Source organism: Bifidobacterium sp. RTP21102st3_E2_RTP21102_210122 (assembly GCF_040916945.1).
GTDB lineage: Bacteria > Actinomycetota > Actinomycetes > Actinomycetales > Bifidobacteriaceae > Bifidobacterium > Bifidobacterium longum.
In genome coordinates this window covers 82,730-100,249 of sequence record NZ_JBCPAN010000001.1, presented here as the reverse complement: position 1 = coordinate 100,249, position 17,520 = coordinate 82,730, and the positions used below count along the sequence as shown (strand labels likewise).

The following is a 17,520-nucleotide window of genomic DNA, read 5'->3' as shown; positions in this document are numbered from 1 at the left end:
TCAGTGTACGCAAGGCCGGCGATTATGAGCCCGGCAGACCGCACGGCCATCTGAACACCCGCTCACATGACGCAAAACCGGCCCTGCACAAGGCTTGAGAGACCTGTACACATGGCGAATCCACCATCACGCAACACTCGCGACATGCCGATTTGCATTGTCCACCACCACAATGTAATATCTACATCTGTTGCCAAACGGGCTGTAGCGCAGCTTGGTAGCGCGCTTCGTTCGGGACGAAGAGGCCGCGGGTTCAAATCCCGCCAGCCCGACAACTGGACCGGATTGTTGAGAAATCAGCAATCCGGTTTTTCGTTTCCTGTCCCAACAATCAAACCAAGCGATCGAACAGCGGTAAACAACCCGCCGCACACAGCGACAAACCACATCACGGCAAGCCCCCGTATTTGTTGGCGGACCACCGTAATATATCGCTCGAATCAATCGATTGCCGCACTGTTTTTGTAAGTAATACTGAAGTAATTAGAGGAACCATGAAGAAGAGTCTGCTTGCACTGGCTTCGGGCGCGTTCATTCTCGGTGCCGCCGAGTTCGTGATGATGGGCATTCTGCCGCAGGCCGCGGCCGCCACCGGCGTGGACATCCCCACCGCAGGCCATTACATTTCCGCGTATGCGATCGGCGTGTGCTTCGGCACACTGATTCTGGTATTCGGCCGCAAGGTGCCGCCGAAGGACCTCATCATATTGTTTATGGTGATTGCCTTGGTGGGCAATCTGGCTTCCGCATTCTCCGTCAATGCCGCCATGCTGGTCGTCGCGCGCTTCATTGCCGGCCTGCCGCACGGCGCATTTTTCGGCACCGCCACACTCATCGCCAAAACCTTGGCCGACAAGGGCAAAGAAGCACAAGCCGTATCGGTAATGGTCACCGGCCAAACCGTAGCCAATATGCTCGGCGTACCGGCGGGCACCCTGATGGCTGAGTTCCTATCCTGGCGCCTCGCATTCGGTATTCTGGCTGCATGGGCGGCAATGACCATCGTGCTAGTTCTGGCATGGATCCCCTTCGTTGCGCCGATTAAGGACGCAGGCATCGCCGGTCAGTTCAAGTTCCTCACCCGCCGTGGCCCGTGGGTGATTTTGGCCGCCGTGTTCACCGGCAATGCCGGTGTGTTCTGCTGGTGGAGCTACGTCTCCCCTTGGCTGCAGAAAACCGGCGGATGGTCGTCTTCCCTGGTGCCGATGCTGATGATGCTTGCCGGCTTTGGTATGGTCATCGGCGGTCTGCTTGGAGGTCGTCTGACCGACCATTGGAGGCATGCCGGCGCGGCCGCAATAGGTCAGTCCATCTCCTGCCTCGGCTTGTTGCTGGTGCTTATCACTCCGGGTAATCAGCCGATGACCGCTGTACTGACGTTCTGGATCGCCATCGGATTGTTCTTTACTTCCGCTCCACAGCAATTGCTGATGACCGAAGCCGGCCAGGGCGGCGGCGAGCTGATCGCCGGCGCGGCTGTACAGGTGGCGTTTAACTTCGGCAATGCCATCGGCTCGATTGTCGGCGGCGCGATGCTCACCACCTTCTCGATGAACTATCGCTATACCGGCCTGGGCGGTATGCCGCTGGCTCTGCTTGCCGTAGGGCTGCTGGCCTTCTACTCGTGGCGCTGCGAAACCGATACCGACGCCATTCACCGCTTGCGCGAAACCAAGGTGGACTGAGACCAAGCTCACAGCAAACTCCCTGACGTGTTTGTTCACAGTATTAATAGACTGAAATCAGACACGATTCAGGGAGGTCTGGCGGTATGGATGAGGAAGCACTGCTCAAACAATTCGCCGCGCAATTCGCGCATGGTCCAGACGATGCCGACGACACCGATGCGGCGGCCGCAGCACAAGGTGCCGATTCCACGGCGAACCAGGTTGCGGACGATGCCGATCAATCGCCCGCAACCTTTGATACCCAACAATTCCTGAACGGACTGGACGCGATTTTCGATCGCCACACGGCCGCCACCGAAGCCGGCCCGTACTTGGAACAGGCGATGGTGGACGCGGAAAACGCCGGCGACGAGGCCGGACTGCTCACCGTGCTCAACGAAACGATGGGCTTCTATCGCTCGCAAGGTCGGCACAAGGAGAATCAGTGGATTGTGCAGCGAGCGCTGGAACTGGCCGCTCGTATGGGCTTGACCACCGGCACATCCGAGGCGTGGGCCATCACGCTAATCAATTGCGCCACCTCGATGCGCGCGGCCAAACAATACGATCAGGCCGAGGATTTGTATCATCAGGCGCAGAGTGTCTGCCGGCATTCGCTGGCGCCCACCGACCGTAGGCTCGCAGCACTGCACAACAATCTGTCGATGCTCTACAGCGAGACGAATCGGCCCGACAAGGCGGAACTGGAGTTGCGTGAAGCGCTGCGCATTATCGAAGCCTCGAGCGTGAACCCGGACGCGGATATCGACGTGTCCAGCTCGCACACGAATCTGGCGTTGACCCTGCTGACCGAACACAAGTTGGAGGACGCGCATTGGCATGCAGCCAAGGCGCTGGAAATCTATCGCACCGGCCATCTGGAACATTCCGCGCATTATGCCTCCGCACTGGCGGGCTTCGCGCAGGTGTGCTTTGCCGAGAGACGGTATGCGGATGCGGTTACTGGATACCGGCATGCGCTGGCCGTGATCGAGGAATGTTACGGCAAGGACACCGATTACTGGCGTATCACCGCCGACAATCTGCGGCAGGCCGAGGAAGCGGCGGCGCAGGCCGGGGTGACGGTTGACAATGCAGGTGTTGCCGGCGATGCAGGCGCGCTGCCCCAGTCCGGCTCGCGGCTGCCGAACAGCCCGGCACAGGGCAAGACCGGTGCGAACGCGGCATCTTCCCCATCCACCGTTTCGGTGTCGACCGGTTCTGCGGGCGCGGCCGAGGCCGTTTCCGCATGCCCGGTGTCCGGACTGAAGCTGGCCCGCGCGTTCTGGACGCAGATGGGCAAGCCGATGATTGCGGCGAAGTATCCGCAGTATGCCGGGCGTATCGCCGCCGGTCTGGTGGGTCATGGCTCGGAATGCTACGGATTCGATGATGCGTATTCGCAGGACCACGATTTCGGCCCGCGCTTCTGCCTGTGGCTTACGGATGAGGATTACGCGGCGATCGGCGAGCAACTTGAGGTCGATTACGAGGCACTGCCGCGCAAGTTCAGCGTGGATGCGCAAGGCCGCGTGACGTTCGAGGCGCATGCCAGGTCCGATGCTTCCGGAGCATTCCCCTCCGCAGGTGCAGGCTCCACCGTCATACCCGATGCGGCAAACGCACCCACCCCCGGCACCGCTACGCACGATACCGCCACTGCCGAGTCAGGCGCGGCGTCCTCTGATGTGGCGGAAGCGATGACGACTCCGATTGATGCACCGCTCTCCCCCGTCACGCCGCGCGCACAGGGCGCGAATCGCCGTGACGGCGTGTTCCGCATCGGTGACTTCTTTGAGTCGATCACCGGGTATCACACTGCGCCGGCGCAGACCGCGCCGCATGAGTGGCTAATGCTTCAGGAATCGACCTTGGCCGCCGCCACCAATGGCGAGGTGTTCGCCGATCCCACCGGTCTGTTTTCCAAGACGCGCCAAGGGTTCAAGAACATGCCCGACGATGTGCGGCTCGCGCTGATCTCCAAGCGACTCGGCATGATCGCCCAGGCCGGTCAATATAATCTGCCGCGTTCGTTGAAGCGCGGCGACGGCGCGGCCGCATGGCTGTCCATCCACGAGTTCGTGCAGGCCACCGCCTCGTTGGTGTTCCTGGTTAACGTGCCGATGGTGGTGGGCTATATGCCGTATTACAAGTGGCAGTTCGCAGCATTGCGCAAGCTGTCTGGCTCGATGTTCGCGCTGTTGCCGAACGTGGGCGAACAGTTGGAAACCGTGATGCGATTGAGTTCGGCAGCCTGCTATGGCGGGGCCGGATTTGGCGAAGGCGGCAAGGGCGCGGCTCCAGCAATCGAGAAAATCAACGATATTGTGGAGCAGATTGCGGTGGATATCGTCAAGGAACTCAAACGCGAACACCTGACCACGTCCGGCGAGACCTTCCTCGAATGGCAGCGCCCGTATGTCGAGGACCACATCGCCTCTGATGATCCGGTGCTTAAAAGTTTGTAGATTCAAGCTCCCTCTGCCACGGCTTCGCCGTGCCACCTCCCTCATCAGAGGGAGGTATCAGTGAAAGGAACGTCGATGACCAACGAACTGACTGATGATGAACTGCGCGAGGCTATTGTGCGTCATGAATGGGATCAGTTCCAGCGCACCAACAATGAGGGTGGACGCGCGGCATGCCAAGGCAACTGGCCGGTGTTCCACCAGATGCGGTTGGCCCAGTTCCTCACATGGGAGCGGCCATTACTCACCAGCTATGCCGCTGATCTTGACGCGGCCGACCACGTGGGCCGCAACCTCGTGACCGAAAAATACGGCCGCATGATGGCCTCCACCGCACCGGAAAATTTCACGAAGAACATAGAGCCGTATATTCCGCGTCTCTCTGAAGAGCGCGCGGCCCGTCAGGAACAGGTCATCGCCCAGCAGGTCGCCTGGGCCAAGGATTTCCGCGAGCGCTACCCCAAGCTCGGCGAGGCGATGCGCGCACTCACCACCACCGAAGACACACCATCTGCCACCTCATTCGAAACCTATCTGCGCGGCGAGCTTGGTACGTATTCCGACCAGACCTTCGAACGTTACGAAGCGATGATTGGCGAGCGCGCCGCAGCCAGCCCGCAACGCAATATCACTGAGGAAACCTTGTTGCACACAGTCCAGCTCGGCGGTTTCGACACCTTAGAGGAGGCCGAAGCCTCCCAAGCGTAATACTCAGCCATTCACTGTGTATCGGACACCCCGACTGATGTACGTCGGCCGGCCATACCCAGGCCAACGCAATCTGCCGATCGCCCCACACCCAGACCACCAACGCAGCCTGCCCGCCAGGCCCCATTTACCAGCGCACATCGGCAGAATTACAGCGAGAATAGGCCCCAAAATGCCAGTGTCATCAGTGTGGCGAGAGTGCCGAGCGCTACCATCACGCATATGACGCGCCGCACACCGACGATATCGGCGCGGCAATACCAGACACGTTCCATTTCCCAAGCAAACAGCACCACCAACAGCATGGTCGCTATTCGCAGCACCACCCATCCGACGGCAAACAGCCGCGGTTGAGGCATAACCAATACAGCCGATACGCCTACGGCGCTCATATAGCCGTACAACAGCCCAGTAATCACCATCACCGCTGTGCCGATACCGGCAGATAAGCCGGCAATGCCGTGCAACATGCGCCGCTGGGCGGCCCCCAGCTCACTCGGCGTCGCATGCACGGCCCGCACAGTCGCCACACTACGTCGCCCGGCCAGCAACGTCTGTAGCCAAGAAAACACAGTCAAGCCAATACCTAATATCGCCGCCATCACGATCAGCACGGGCCCTGCCACCATCAGACCGGCCAGCACGCCAAGCGAGCCGACGATACCGGATCTGGTACGTTGCGACGCGGCGAAGCGCTGGTGAGGTGTTGCACCGGCGACTTGAGGCGTTGCCCATCCATCGGCTTTGGTTCCGGCAGTCACACCGTTCACCCAATTTTCCAGCGCTTGCGTATAGCCTTCGGCCAATGGCAGGTTCGGGGTGAATAAGCCCTCACCAGCCCGCATCTGATGGTTGCCGGCAAAATAGCGTACGGTGACGTTCTCGTTGCCGGACTTGTTGGCCGTAGCGATGATCCGCTGCGCCCCCTGTTCGATGGGCATGGCCGTATCGTAGGTGCCGTAGTTCACCAGCACCGGCATGGTGAGGGATTTCAGATACCGGTCGGCATCAAAGTCGGCATAGGCTAGATCAAATGGCGCGTAGTCCAGCGACATCAATTTGGCCATGTCTTTGACCACGGGCTTGGGCGCGCCGGCCTCATGCGTATAGGCGCTGACAGCCATGGCCATTTGCTCACGTCCATTGAACACCGGTGCGGATGTAAGTACGGCAAAGGCAATGTCTTGCCGTTTCGAGGTTAGAATCGTGGCGATCCAGGTGCCTTCGGATTCGGCGTAGATGCCGGTTTTGGCGGGGTCCACGCCGATTCTGCCACGCAACACGTCGAGCGAACGCCCGTATTCGCGAGCAAAACGCGGGTAGTCGCGATGCAGCACGGTGTAGTTGTCGTTGCGCTTGGCCGGCACCAAGGTCACGATACCGGCAGAGGCCATGGCGTTGGCGATATCGCCGAAATCCTCGGCACCACTGGTACCGGACCCGTGAATGAACAGACAAGCCGGGCGTGGCCCGGGAGCGCCGACCGGTTCACGTAGTACGGCGGGTAGCGTGACGCCGTCGCCGGTCTTGATGGATAGTCGGGTTTCACGCGTACGATATCGCCCCTCGTGGGGAATGTTCGCATGGGCAGGGGTGATGGTGGTGTCGGCAGAAGCGATAACGATGTGCTTGGTGTAGGGCCGTGTGTTCCATTGCGGCATCATCGCCCAGCCAAGTGTGGCGAATACCAGCGTCATCGCCATCGCGGTGACGATGACGCTCGCTACCCGCCGCACCGAAATCCGCTTCATAGTTACTATGCCTCCCCCCATCAGCATAGAACGGTCGGCTCTTATCGGTCGGCTCCCGTCATAATGTGCTTCTACTGGGACCGTAATGCAATGGTTTGTAACGCTATTTTCTCTTCTTGACGGCACCGACTATGGCCCATACAACGGCCACTATTACCAGAATCAGTCCCACTACGGCGCAAATAATAGCCGTCAGCAATTGCGGATTCGGCGAGAACAACGAAATCATCCGATCCGGAGATATGTACCCGAAAACCAGCGCGATCACGCCGATAATCACGCCTAATAGTCCGAATACCACAGTAGGCGCGCTGGTGCTCTGTTTCTGGATGTTCTTGGCACTCTTGACATCCTTAGCATTCTGGACGTTCTTGGCGCTCTGGACGTTCTTGGCGCTCCCCCCAGGCTGGCATGGTTTGCCGGCGGTCTGAGACTGCCCATAGGGAGGTCGTGCTGAAGATGCTGCGTACATCGGCACATCATCGGCAGATGGAATCGGCCCACCATCTCCCTCCACGGCATCGGCAACTGTTTCCAGGGCAATCCGATCTGTGGTTGGTTCGATGGGCGATGGAGAGGCAGCTGTTGCCTGCGTATCCACATCCGAGACCGACGCATCCGCATGATTGTCGGGGACGGGCAGCACAGCCGTTTCGTCATCATCCGCTGCGGATGGCAGCACCGTGGTATCGGTTCGGTCATCGACGGTCACCATGGTTGTGGTCGCGGTGGTCGCGTCGGTTTCGGAAGGTATGGCCGTGGTCGGTGTCGCATCCTCGATGGAGGCGAATTCCTTGGTTTCATCAGTCATGATTCCATCTCCTGGTTGCAACGGCTTGATCATTCCGATTGTTCGGTTGTGTTCTTGCTTGTACTGTTGCCGTCGTATATATCGGCAAGCGGCTGGAACGTGGAGCCTTCCCAATCGGAGGCGTACACCACGTTGACACGTGCTTCCACCACATAGGGAATATTGATTTTTAATTCTGGGCCGTTGTCCGGCATGGCGGATTCCTTATACAACCATTCGTGATCAGGCCCATTGGTGGCACTTTCAGCTTCGAAGAAAACAAAGCTTGGACCCATGTAGTTGTTGTATACCATCTCGTATTTGCCGCCAACGTCACTCGAAGTGGAGTAGTAGGAGTCGGCGGTGCCGAAGGCGTAAGTGCAGGAATCCGGCAGAACGATATGCACTTGCGCCTGTGTTGCGGCTATGGTGATGGTGCCGACCGGGCAATTACTGATGGAAGTTTTGCCATCCAGCATCTTCACCGTGTGCGGTCCATGTGTCTTGTCCCAATCGGACCAATCAATGATTGCCTGATCGGTGTTGTAGTTTTCACCGCTGAACGCCACACCTTGCTGCAATGTTTCGAACGTGGCATCGCTGGCATCGGCAACGAAGATGCCATCCTTTTGCACATCGTTCATGCCGTCGCTGTTTCTCGCACTGACGGATTGGCTCAGTGAAACAACAGTATTGATGCCGCTGGCACCAAGATCACGGTAGTACACGCCATACGTGCCTGAAACGATGGTCATGCAGAGCGCGCATCCACCGGCAACCAGTCCGAGAGGAATCAGACCACCGGTACGCCGTCCTCTGAATCCGAGAATGATGACCACCAGCCCCATCACTATGCATACTGCGGCAATCCAGATGGTGCCCAGACGCATAATGCCGATAATGCCCATGTCGTTTACCCAAATCAGTCCCATCAGACCGGCAAAGGAGAGGAAGGTAAGGCCCAGTATGCTCAAGACCACGATTGGGCCCGCCGGCTTGCGGCGCTTGGACTCGGTGGGGGCATAGGCCGTCGCATTCATACGGTCGGGGGCAAACGGCCCGTTGGGTACTGTACCGGGCATCGCGCCGGGCACAGTACCCGGCATCACGCTGGGCATCGACTGATAGACAGGCTGTGAAACAGGCTGTGAAACACTAGGCGCGGTTTGTGAAACAGGTTGTGAAACAGGTTGTGGAAAAGGTTGCGGAGCTGAATACAAAGGAGATTGAGGTACTGGTTGCGCGGCTGGATATGAGACAGGCTGTGGAGCTGGATATGACACAGGCTGTGAAACCGGTCGCGGCGCAGATGCCCCGAATCCGTACCCTTCCTGCTGGCGAATGCCGCTTTTGGCCAACAGCCATAGCGCTAAGGCGGCGAGCGCAATACAACCCCACCCCGCACCTGGAATCACGATTGCCACGGCGAGGAACAGGAAGCATCCCAGACAATTCCAGTCCCATTGGCCGGCAATGAGGTCCTCGGCCAAGATGTGCCTATCGCGTACATCCGGCATCAGAAACCAGCCGAGTGCGTACAGAGCTGCGCCAAAACCGAAGAACAATGTACATACAATCACCAACGCACGTACTAATGTGGGGCTCCAGCCAAGCCGTAAAGCGATGCCGCTGCATACGCCGCCGATCCACCGGTCGTCGCCGCGAACCAGTCCACTGGATCGCACCCAAGTGAAGAAGCGTCGCGATGTCTTGTTTTTTTGCGGACCAGGCTGCGGCTGTGGCTGATATGGATTCGCGTTTGGATTGCTCATGATTCCATTACACCGCCCGACCACTGCCACAACGCTCGGGGAACACCCTGATTGTTCCCTGAACACCGGGTAAAACCCCGGCCGCAACGCCCTGAGCGCGGCACAATAGGAGTATGACGTCATCTCCCGAACCATTGCTGCCCGCGCGCATGCCGTTGATGCGCCCCCGGCAGGGCCGTTGGCTCACCGGCGTGTGCAAGGGCATCGCCCTGCACTTGGGCATCGGCGTGGCATGGGTTCGGATTGCGTTCATCGCACTGACCGTCCTCTACGGCGCAGGCATCATCGCTTATGTATTCCTGTGGGTGTTCATGCCTGCCGGAGACCCGGTGGCGGCTGCGGCTCGCACAGTGCCCGTTAATCAGGCGCCGCTTGCGCGAGGCAATCAGCCACTTGCCGCTCATGACGACGAATCGGCAGCCGCACCGGAATCATTGTCCGAGGCCATCCAACGTGCTCCGAAACCGGCCGTCGTGGCATTGGCCGGTTTCGCGTTGATGGCCACTGGACTGTTGCTCACCAGCACCGGTGCGGATGTCCAGATTGTGTTTCCGCTGCTGGTAGGGTTGGGCGGCATCGCACTGGCATGGATGAATCTTAGTCCGCGAGGCACGCAGCTGTTGTCTATGTTGGGCGGCATCGCACTGATTTTCATGGGATGGGCATTGTATGTGCATAATGTCAGCATTCCTGGGTGGGGCACCTCTCCTCGACGCATTGTTGCCAGCGGATTCGTGATGATCGTCGGTATCGTGGTGGCGGTGATGCCGTGGGCGAACGCGATGCTGCAACGACTCACCCACGAGCAGGCATTGAAGGAGCGCGAAGAGGAGCGCGCGGACATGACCGCCCATCTGCATGATGGCGTGCTGCAAACGTTGGCGCTGATTCAGCTGAACTCCGAGGAACCGACCACCGTATTCGCCCTGGCGCGTAGCCAAGAGCGCGAGCTGCGCGAATGGCTGTATCAGGAACGTTCCACATCGGATCGTTCGGTGGGAGCCGGATTGAAGCAGATCGCCGCCGAGGTGGAGGACGAGCACGGCAAGCCGATTGAGGTGGTCACCGTGGGCGACGCGCGGCCGAGCGCCCAGACCGATGCGCTGCTGGACGCCACCCGTCAGGCGTTGGTCAATGCGGTCACGCATGGCGGCGAGCCGGTGTCTTTGTATTGCGAGGCCAGCGACACGATGGTTGAAGTGTTCGTGCGCGACCATGGCGAAGGCTTCGATATGGACGCCATTCCGCCCGACCGGCTGGGCATCCGCGAATCGATTATCGGCCGCATCAAACGGCGCGGCGGTACAGTGGAGATAGTGTCCAGGGCCGGCTGGGGCACCGAGGTCAGAATGCATATGCCGATCGCGCTGAAAGCGGCGCAGGGAGAACATCGATGAGCGAGAACGAGACAGCCAAGATTCGTGTGGCCATGGTCGATGACCATGAGATGTTCCGTGCGGGCGTAATCGCCACGTTGCGCGATTCCTTCGATATCGTCGGCCAAGCGGCGGACGTGCCCGGTTCGGTGGCGATGATCGCACAGACCAAGCCGCAGGTGGTGTTGCTGGATGTGCATGTGCCCGGCGGCGAGGGTGGCGGCGGTGCCGAGATCCTCGCCAAATCGCGGCCCTACTCCCCCACTACCGTGTTTCTGGCATTGTCGGTTTCGGATGCGCCGCAGGATGTGGGGGCGGTGATTCGCGCCGGCGCCCAGGGCTATGTGACCAAGACGATTACCGGCGCTGATTTGATTTCATCCATCAAGCAGGTGCATGAGGGCTATGCCGTGTTCTCGCCAAAACTGGCCGGTTTTGTGCTTTCGGCCTTCCAGGGTGTGCCGGCGGCGGGGTCTGATGGCGGCGCTGATGGTGCGGCACGGGCTCATGATGAGGAGCTGGACCGGCTATCCGCCCGCGAGCAGGAGGTCATGCGGCTGATCGCACGCGGATACACGTATAAAGAGGTGGCGGCCGAACTGTTCATTTCGATCAAGACGGTAGAAACGCACGTGAGCTCGGTGCTGCGAAAGCTTCAGCTTTCGAATCGCACCGAGCTCACCCGCTGGGCCGCCGATAGGCGCATTGTGTGATAAACGACAGATGAGCTCCCCCATCAGAGGGAGCTCATCTGCTCATATCACTCGGCGTCGCGGAAACCGTTGGGGTTCTTGGTCTGCCAGTTGAGGGAGGAGGCGGCCATGTCGTCGATGGTCAGCTCGGCCTTCCAGCCAAGCTCCTTCTCCGCCTTGGAAGCGTCGGCGTAGCAGGCGGCGATGTCACCGGGGCGACGCGGCTTGATCGCGTACGGAATCGGATGACCGGCGGCCTTCTCGTAAGCCTTGATGACCTCAAGCACGGAGTAGCCGTGGCCGGTACCCAGGTTGTAGACGAACACGCCTTCCTTGTCGATGTGGTCAATGACGGCCACGTGACCCTTGGCCAGGTCGACCACGTGGATGTAGTCACGCACACCAGTGCCGTCGGGCGTGTCGTAGTCGTCGCCGTAGACCTGGACTTCCTTGAGCTCGCCGACCGCGACCTTGGCCACGTACGGGGTGAGGTTCGCCGGAATACCCTTCGGATCTTCGCCCAGCAGGCCGGACTCGTGTGCGCCGACCGGGTTGAAGTAGCGCAGCAGCACGATGGTCCAGGACGAATCGGCCACATGTACGTCGCGCAGAATCTGCTCCTGGAACAGCTTGGAGGTGCCGTACGGGTTGGTGGTGCCGCCGGTCGGCGTCTCCTCGGTAATCGGCAGTTCCTTCGGCGTGCCGTACACGGTGGCGGAGGAGGAGAAGATGATCTTCTTGACGTTGTGCTTCTTCATCACCTTGAGCAGCACAAGCGTGGAGTACAGGTTGTTGTCGTAGTATTCGATCGGCTTGGCCACGGACTCGCCCACGGCCTTGAGACCGGCGAAGTGAATGACCCAATCGATGTTGTTTTCGGTGAAGACGCGTTCCATAAGCGCCTCATCGCGCACGTCACCGTCGTAACGCTTGACCGGCTTGCCGGTGATCTGCTCGACGCGCTCAAGCGCCACGGGAGACGAGTTGCCGTAGTTATCTACGGAAATAACGTCGTAGCCCTTGTCGAGCAGTTCGATGTCGGTGTGGGTGGCGATGAATCCAGCACCGCCCGTAACCAGAACAGTAGTCATATCTCCTCCTTTGGAAGGACTTGCCTTCGGTTTTCCTTCAGTATTGAGCTTACTTCACTTGACCTGTTTCACCTAGCGGCAAAACCAAGACTTTCGAGGAATGTTTGCGTGGTGGCTTTCTGCTTGAAGACGGCCGTGTTGCCGAGGATGCGGTAGCAGACGCTGCCGAGCTCGTCACGTACGGCTTGGTGGATGGCCTCGCGGTCGCGGTTTCCGGCCAATGTTTCAGCGAGTTCGCCCCATTCGAGACTGAATTCGCTGACTTCATCGGGCAAATCGCGGCCTTCGGCGAGCGCCTCCTCGACGATGCCGAGCTGATCGACGAGCCGTCCGGGCAGAATGAACAAGCCTTGGGCCTCGATCAGTCCGATCGGCTCCTGCTTGACCGGCCAGTATTCGGGGTGTGCATGGAAAATACCTTCCGGGTACTCGTCGCTGATCGCATTGTTGCGGAAGATGAGACTCATCTCATAGCCGCGTTCGGTGATGATCGCGCTGGGCGAGAGGGCGGATTGGCGGTTGCCATCCGCGTCATGGCTGGCGATGCCGTTCGCCGCGTCGTCATAACCGACCCATGCCTCGCGGATGATGTCGGATACGTCGATGATGCTCTGGCGACTCTTCGACACCACGCGCACGGCGGTGCCGGGCCAGTCAAGGATTTCAACCACGGCGTCCGGATAGTCGGCAAGTGTGAAGGCGGCCCAAGTGGCGGCCTTGTGCATCGGCAGCAGTTCGCCGCCGCCCTGGTAATGGTCATGGGCGAGCACCGAGCCGCCGATGCGAGGCAGCGCGGCGTTGCATCCGAGGAAGTATCCGGGGAAACGGTCCACGAAGTCGAGCAGATGGCCGAAGGTGTCGCGGTCCACATGCATCGGCGTGTGGTCGGTGTTCACGCAGATGCCGTGCTGGTCGAAGTAGCCGTAGGGCGAGAACTGCCAGAACCATGACTCGCCGCCGAGCGTGACCGGCAAGGTGCGCAGCGTGCGCTTGTCACGTCCGGCGAAGCCCTCGTTCTCATGGCAGATCGTGCACTTCGGGTAGCCGCCGGCCACGGCGTTGCCGGCCGCCGCCTTCTTCATGTTCTTGAATTCGGGTTTGGCGAGGTTGATGGTCACCGTCAGCCCGTGCGAGTCGAAGCGCGGGTTCCGGTCGAGCTGGGCACGCTTGACATAATTGTTGGCCACACAGTAGTCGTAGAACCATTGCATGGCGGCCATGCCGCCATCCCGGTGCTCGACGAGCAGGAATCGGTCGTCGAGATCAGCGGGGTTGGCGGAGAGGATGCCCATGATGGTGTCGGCGTAGGCCGGGCCTTCCTCCGGCTTGAAAAGGCCGGCGGTTGTGGCGGCGGCGCGGAAGGCGGCGAGCAGGGGGTCGGGGGTCTTTTCGCCATAGGGGGCCTGGCTTCGGCTGCCAACAATGTCTTGGACTACGTCTGACACTGACGCCGCCGACGTTGTGGTTTTGGGTCCGGGGTAGGAATCTAGGCGGAAGAGGGCGAAGATTTGGTTGCGGGTCCAGTCTGCGTTGCGTGGGTCAAGGTCAAGATGGGCCAAGGCATAATCGATCAGGGCGTCGATGCTGGCGTATACCTCGGTCAGCTGATCGTTCATTGCTCTGCCTCCATCATGCTGGTTCGGGTATGGTTCGGCTGACGGCTCACCTGGCAGCCTCCATGATGTCGGCTACGATGGCGCGGGTTTCGCTGGCCTTCTGCTCCATCTCCTGCACGAGTTTGATCTGGGTGCGGGTGCGCACCAGATTATGCTCGGGGTACTTGGTGGCAAAGTAGATATCGCCTTCCAAGTAGTCGGCGAGAAAGCGCATGCCGCATTCCATGGTGAGCAGGTTGCCGCTGAACGGCAGCAGTTCGGCCTCGCGCGCGGTGATGCTGCCGCGTAGTTCGCCCACGAAGCCTTCCGTGTAGGCGCGGAACAGCTCGGTGCTGAAATGCACCTTGCTGAGGTCCTTTTCGTCTTCCAGAGCAGTGGACGCACCAAAGCGTATGGAATCGCCGAAGTCGAACAGCATGGAGCCGGGCATGATGGTGTCGAGATCGATGATCGCACGCGCCTTGCCGGTGGTGGCGTCCATGAGGATGTTGTTGAGCTTGGTGTCATTGTGGGTCACGCGCAGCGGAATCGAACCGTCCCTGAGCCCATCCATCACGACGGCATACTGGTCGGCGTGACTCAGATAGAAGTCGATTTCCGGCTGGCATGCGGCGGCGCGGCCGAGCTTGTCCGCGGCGAGGGCGGCCTTGAAGTCCTCGAAACGATGCGGGGTGTCGTGGAAGTGGGCGATGGTTTCGGTCAGCTGGCTGGCGTCGAATTCGGACAGGAAGTTCTGGAAGTCGCCGAATGCGCTGCCGGCCTCGCGGAACACGTCCGGGTTCGGCACGAGGTTGTACGACACGGTGTGTTCGATGAACTTGTAGACGCGCCATGCGCCGCCATCAATCTCGGCCCAGGTGGCGCCGGAGGTGGTGGGCACAATGTCCAGCGTCTCTTTGCCCTGAGCCTTGAGAGTGGAGGTGACCAGTTCGACATTGCGCATCAGATTCACCGTATCGGGGAAGATGCTGGTGTTCATCTGTTGGAGGATGTAGCGGGGGCCGTCCGTGGTCACCAGATAGGTGGTGTTGATATGGCCGTCTCCGTAAGGTTCGATGCCGGTCACGGCACCTTCCAGCGCAAAATGCGAGGCGATGCCGAATAAAACTTCATTGCTTTCGGTCATGATGGGTCCGTTCTCCAAAACGCGGGAATCAGGCTTCACGCCATGCGATGCCGCTGTCGGGCAGGTCGAAGTCCTCGGTGGTGCCATCGGCCAGAGTCACCGTGGTCCGCTGCGGTTGATCGGTGTTGTTGATTACGCAGTACAACCCTTGCTCGGGGAAGTGCGCCACCTCGCACTCCGGGTTGGACGAGCTCCAAGCCGCATACTTGTCTTCGTTGTGGGAGGCGTAGAACAGCACGCGTTCCAGCAGTCGGGCGTTGGCCGCCGAATAGGGCAGACCGGAGATGTACACACCGCGGCCTTCGCCATAATCATTGGTCGCGAGCTGCACCTGCCCGCCGTCCGCGCGCAGCAGGGTCACGTTTTCATTGACCGGATACGTGTTGAGCACGGGTTCGCCGAAGTCGATGCCGCCCAACGGCTTGATGGACTGGCCACCGCCGCAACCGCTCAGCGGGATGCGGTAGCCGGCCTGTTCCCAAGCCTCGCGGGCCGCCGGGTCGACCGGCACATCGGCGGTGATGAAGTGGTCCGGCACCACCGGTGGGAAGTACTTGTCCACGGAGAGGGTCTGATAGCGCTCCTCGTCCACGCCAATCACGTCGGCCAGCTGGAAGAACCGGCCCGCTTGGAAGCGCGGTGCCGAGCTCGGCTCGCCCACGCCCACGAACGCGCCGCCACCACGCACCCAGGCGCGCACGGTTTCCACGAGCTTCGGGTTGGTCCACACGTCGCCGCCGGTGAATGCGGTGTCGACCGGGCCGCCGTTGATGATTACGTCGATATCACTATCGATGCCATGCGCGAGTACGTCGTCGAAGCTGATGAACCGCACGTTCACGCGCATGCCGGACAGGGATTCCAGAATGCCGTAGTAGGAGTAGGTCTGCTTGTTGGGCAGGGCGTGTGCCACGGTGAACGCCATCCAGGAACGCATCTTGCCCCAGGAATTCAGAATCGCCACGTTGAGCTCGCCTTCGGCGGCCACCCCACCGGTGCGGTCGTGGATGTCGCGGAATTCGTCGGCGATATGGGTCACCGTGTCCACGAACTTCGGGAACTTGGCGGCCAAGGAGAGGTAGCCACCGTAGCCCATACGGCCGATCGGCGAACGCAGGATCGCGCGGCGGGCCTTACGCCAGTTGTCGAGGCCTTCGATGCTCGGGTCGTTGCCCTCGTAGAACGTGTCGGGGAAGAAGTACGGCAGGAAGCGTCCTTCCGTGTATTTGACGCCCGGAATGTCCGCGATCATGCGGGTGGTGGTGCCGTCTCCGATGGAGCCGACGACCGCATCCAAACCCAGCTTTTCGAACCCGTCCTTATACGGTTCGGTACCGATCCACTGGTCGCCAAGGAACATCATGGCTTCCTTGCCTGCCGCGTGCGACATGTCGGCAAGCCGCTTGACGTTCTCGCGCACGAATCCGGAGAGGAAGTCAATCCAGTCGCGTTGCGCCTTGCGGGGCACGCGCCACGCGGAGTTGTAGGCACCGCCATCCACGAAATCCTCCGGACGCAGACGGTAACCGTACTCCTTCTCGAAATCGTCCAATGCGCGCGGGCTCACGGTGCAGGCGCAACCGAACCAGTCGACCACCTTTTCGCGACGCTTGGCATCGAACAGGAGCGTGAACTGGTAGAAGAACGTGGTGAAACGCACCACATCCACCTGCGGGCTGTCCTTCAGCCACTGCTCGAACGTATCGAACACGAACTTGCGGGTGGCCGGATGGTAGATGTCGAACGGAATCTCGTGTTCCTTGTCTCCCCAATCATTGGTCAGGTGGTTGTACATCTCGACCGGATCCCAGATGATGTAGGCCAGGAAACTCACCGTGTATTCGTGCATCGGCACGGCAGCGGTCACGTGCACGGTGTCCTCGCCCGGGTCGAGCGTCCAGCCGGACGGGTCCACGACCTCGCCCGTGGTGCGGTCCACGACTTCCCAGTACTTATGAGGGTCGGCGTCACGGTTAGGCTTGAGCTGTTCCTCGAAGAAACCGTCCATCAGCGGCACATCCACCGCGTTGGACTCGGCCAGGATACGGGCGGTCAGCAGGTAGACCTGCGGGGTCTCGTCCATGTGCAGGGTGATCCACTCGTTGTGGGCGCGGGTCGGGAAGTAGGCGCTGTAGATTTTCTTGCCAAGAGCGAGCACTGCCTCGTCCAGATGCGTGCCGTCGGAGTTGCGGATGGCGTCCGCACCCCACAATTCGGCGAGTTCCTTGGTCTTTTCGGCAAAATTCTCTTCACTGGGCAGCGTGAAGCGGCCGGTGCTGGTCATGAGTGCTCCTTTGCGGGGTTGGTCATCAAAAAAACTACAAAGCGACGAATTCGTCGCATACAAAATGACCGGCGTCATCGCGGGCCCTGGGACCCTGACTGCGTAGATCCTTGACGCTTACGGTGACGCCGGACGATTGGAATCGTGTCACTGAATATGGGAGGGACGTTGCCCGGCAC

12 protein-coding genes, 1 tRNA gene and 1 pseudogene are annotated in these 17,520 nt (G+C 60.2%); 6 read left to right on the top strand and 8 right to left on the bottom strand.

Features of this window, described 5'->3' with window-relative positions; genetic code table 11:
• Positions 1-198: 198 nt before the first annotated feature.
• The 4 genes from AB5287_RS00480 to AB5287_RS00465 all read left to right on the top strand — a co-directional run bounded on the left by AB5287_RS00480 (position 199) and on the right by AB5287_RS00465 (position 4,843).
• A tRNA-Pro gene (locus tag AB5287_RS00480) sits at positions 199-272 on the top strand.
• Between the two features lie 222 nt (positions 273-494).
• Positions 495-1,685: an MFS transporter gene (locus tag AB5287_RS00475; protein ID WP_368220341.1), complete on the top strand. Its 1,191-nt coding sequence runs from the start codon at positions 495-497 to the stop codon at positions 1,683-1,685.
• Between the two features lie 86 nt (positions 1,686-1,771).
• Positions 1,772-4,135, top strand: a complete 2,364-nt coding sequence (locus AB5287_RS00470; protein ID WP_032737497.1) for a DUF4037 domain-containing protein — start codon at positions 1,772-1,774, stop codon at positions 4,133-4,135.
• 75 nt (positions 4,136-4,210) lie between these two features.
• A complete protein-coding gene (locus AB5287_RS00465) occupies positions 4,211-4,843 on the top strand; it encodes a DUF4125 family protein (RefSeq protein WP_007053837.1) in 633 nt (210 codons plus the stop codon).
• A gap of 149 nt (positions 4,844-4,992) precedes the next feature.
• Here AB5287_RS00465 and AB5287_RS00460 read toward each other — a convergent pair whose 3' ends face one another.
• The 4 genes and pseudogenes from AB5287_RS00460 to AB5287_RS00445 all read right to left on the bottom strand — a co-directional run.
• Positions 4,993-6,594, bottom strand: coding sequence for a S9 family peptidase (locus AB5287_RS00460; protein WP_007053836.1), 1,602 nt, complete (start codon positions 6,592-6,594; stop codon positions 4,993-4,995).
• 103 nt (positions 6,595-6,697) lie between these two features.
• A complete protein-coding gene (locus AB5287_RS00455; protein ID WP_007055361.1) occupies positions 6,698-7,405 on the bottom strand; it encodes a hypothetical protein in 708 nt (235 codons plus the stop codon).
• 29 nt (positions 7,406-7,434) lie between these two features.
• Positions 7,435-8,502, bottom strand: coding sequence for a phage holin family protein (locus AB5287_RS00450; RefSeq protein ID WP_007053834.1), 1,068 nt, complete (start codon positions 8,500-8,502; stop codon positions 7,435-7,437).
• 450 nt (positions 8,503-8,952) lie between these two features.
• Positions 8,953-9,156 (bottom strand): annotated as a pseudogene (locus tag AB5287_RS00445) (PspC domain-containing protein); the annotation flags it as partial.
• Positions 9,157-9,269: 113 nt separating this feature from the next.
• On the opposite strand from AB5287_RS00445, the gene AB5287_RS00440 reads away from it, so the two are divergent.
• Complete coding sequence (locus tag AB5287_RS00440; protein WP_007052338.1) at positions 9,270-10,553, top strand: ATP-binding protein; 1,284 nt, start codon at positions 9,270-9,272, stop codon at positions 10,551-10,553.
• On the top strand, positions 10,550-11,245 hold the full coding sequence (locus tag AB5287_RS00435; RefSeq protein ID WP_014485347.1) for a response regulator transcription factor: 696 nt from the start codon (positions 10,550-10,552) through the stop codon (positions 11,243-11,245). The genes AB5287_RS00440 and AB5287_RS00435 overlap by 4 nt, the downstream gene beginning before the upstream one ends.
• Positions 11,246-11,292: 47 nt before the next feature.
• On the opposite strand, the gene galE is transcribed toward AB5287_RS00435, so the two are convergent.
• The 4 genes from galE to gnpA form a co-directional block, all read right to left on the bottom strand.
• Complete coding sequence (gene galE / locus AB5287_RS00430; protein WP_077387070.1) at positions 11,293-12,315, bottom strand: UDP-glucose 4-epimerase GalE; 1,023 nt, start codon at positions 12,313-12,315, stop codon at positions 11,293-11,295.
• A gap of 68 nt (positions 12,316-12,383) precedes the next feature.
• The gene (locus AB5287_RS00425; RefSeq protein WP_032684281.1) at positions 12,384-13,931 is read right to left on the bottom strand and encodes a UDP-glucose--hexose-1-phosphate uridylyltransferase; all 1,548 of its coding nucleotides are present in this window, start codon (positions 13,929-13,931) and stop codon (positions 12,384-12,386) included.
• 46 nt (positions 13,932-13,977) lie between these two features.
• Entirely contained in the window at positions 13,978-15,057 is a 1,080-nt protein-coding gene (gene nahK, locus AB5287_RS00420) for an N-acetylhexosamine 1-kinase (RefSeq protein ID WP_007055324.1), read from the bottom strand.
• A gap of 28 nt (positions 15,058-15,085) precedes the next feature.
• Positions 15,086-17,341, bottom strand: coding sequence for a 1,3-beta-galactosyl-N-acetylhexosamine phosphorylase (gnpA, locus tag AB5287_RS00415; protein WP_013141275.1), 2,256 nt, complete (start codon positions 17,339-17,341; stop codon positions 15,086-15,088).
• Positions 17,342-17,520 lie beyond the last annotated feature (179 nt).

Coding starts and splice junctions, on each gene's coding strand:
- AB5287_RS00475 (WP_368220341.1), top strand. CDS start 495: ATGAAGAAGAGTCTGCTTGCACTGGCTTCGGGCGCGTTCATTCTCGGT.
- AB5287_RS00470 (WP_032737497.1), top strand. CDS start 1,772: ATGGATGAGGAAGCACTGCTCAAACAATTCGCCGCGCAATTCGCGCAT.
- AB5287_RS00465 (WP_007053837.1), top strand. CDS start 4,211: ATGACCAACGAACTGACTGATGATGAACTGCGCGAGGCTATTGTGCGT.
- AB5287_RS00460 (WP_007053836.1), bottom strand. CDS start 6,594: ATGAAGCGGATTTCGGTGCGGCGGGTAGCGAGCGTCATCGTCACCGCG.
- AB5287_RS00455 (WP_007055361.1), bottom strand. CDS start 7,405: ATGACTGATGAAACCAAGGAATTCGCCTCCATCGAGGATGCGACACCG.
- AB5287_RS00450 (WP_007053834.1), bottom strand. CDS start 8,502: ATGCCCAGCGTGATGCCGGGTACTGTGCCCGGCGCGATGCCCGGTACA.
- AB5287_RS00440 (WP_007052338.1), top strand. CDS start 9,270: ATGACGTCATCTCCCGAACCATTGCTGCCCGCGCGCATGCCGTTGATG.
- AB5287_RS00435 (WP_014485347.1), top strand. CDS start 10,550: ATGAGCGAGAACGAGACAGCCAAGATTCGTGTGGCCATGGTCGATGAC.
- galE (WP_077387070.1), bottom strand. CDS start 12,315: ATGACTACTGTTCTGGTTACGGGCGGTGCTGGATTCATCGCCACCCAC.
- AB5287_RS00425 (WP_032684281.1), bottom strand. CDS start 13,931: ATGAACGATCAGCTGACCGAGGTATACGCCAGCATCGACGCCCTGATC.
- nahK (WP_007055324.1), bottom strand. CDS start 15,057: ATGACCGAAAGCAATGAAGTTTTATTCGGCATCGCCTCGCATTTTGCG.
- gnpA (WP_013141275.1), bottom strand. CDS start 17,341: ATGACCAGCACCGGCCGCTTCACGCTGCCCAGTGAAGAGAATTTTGCC.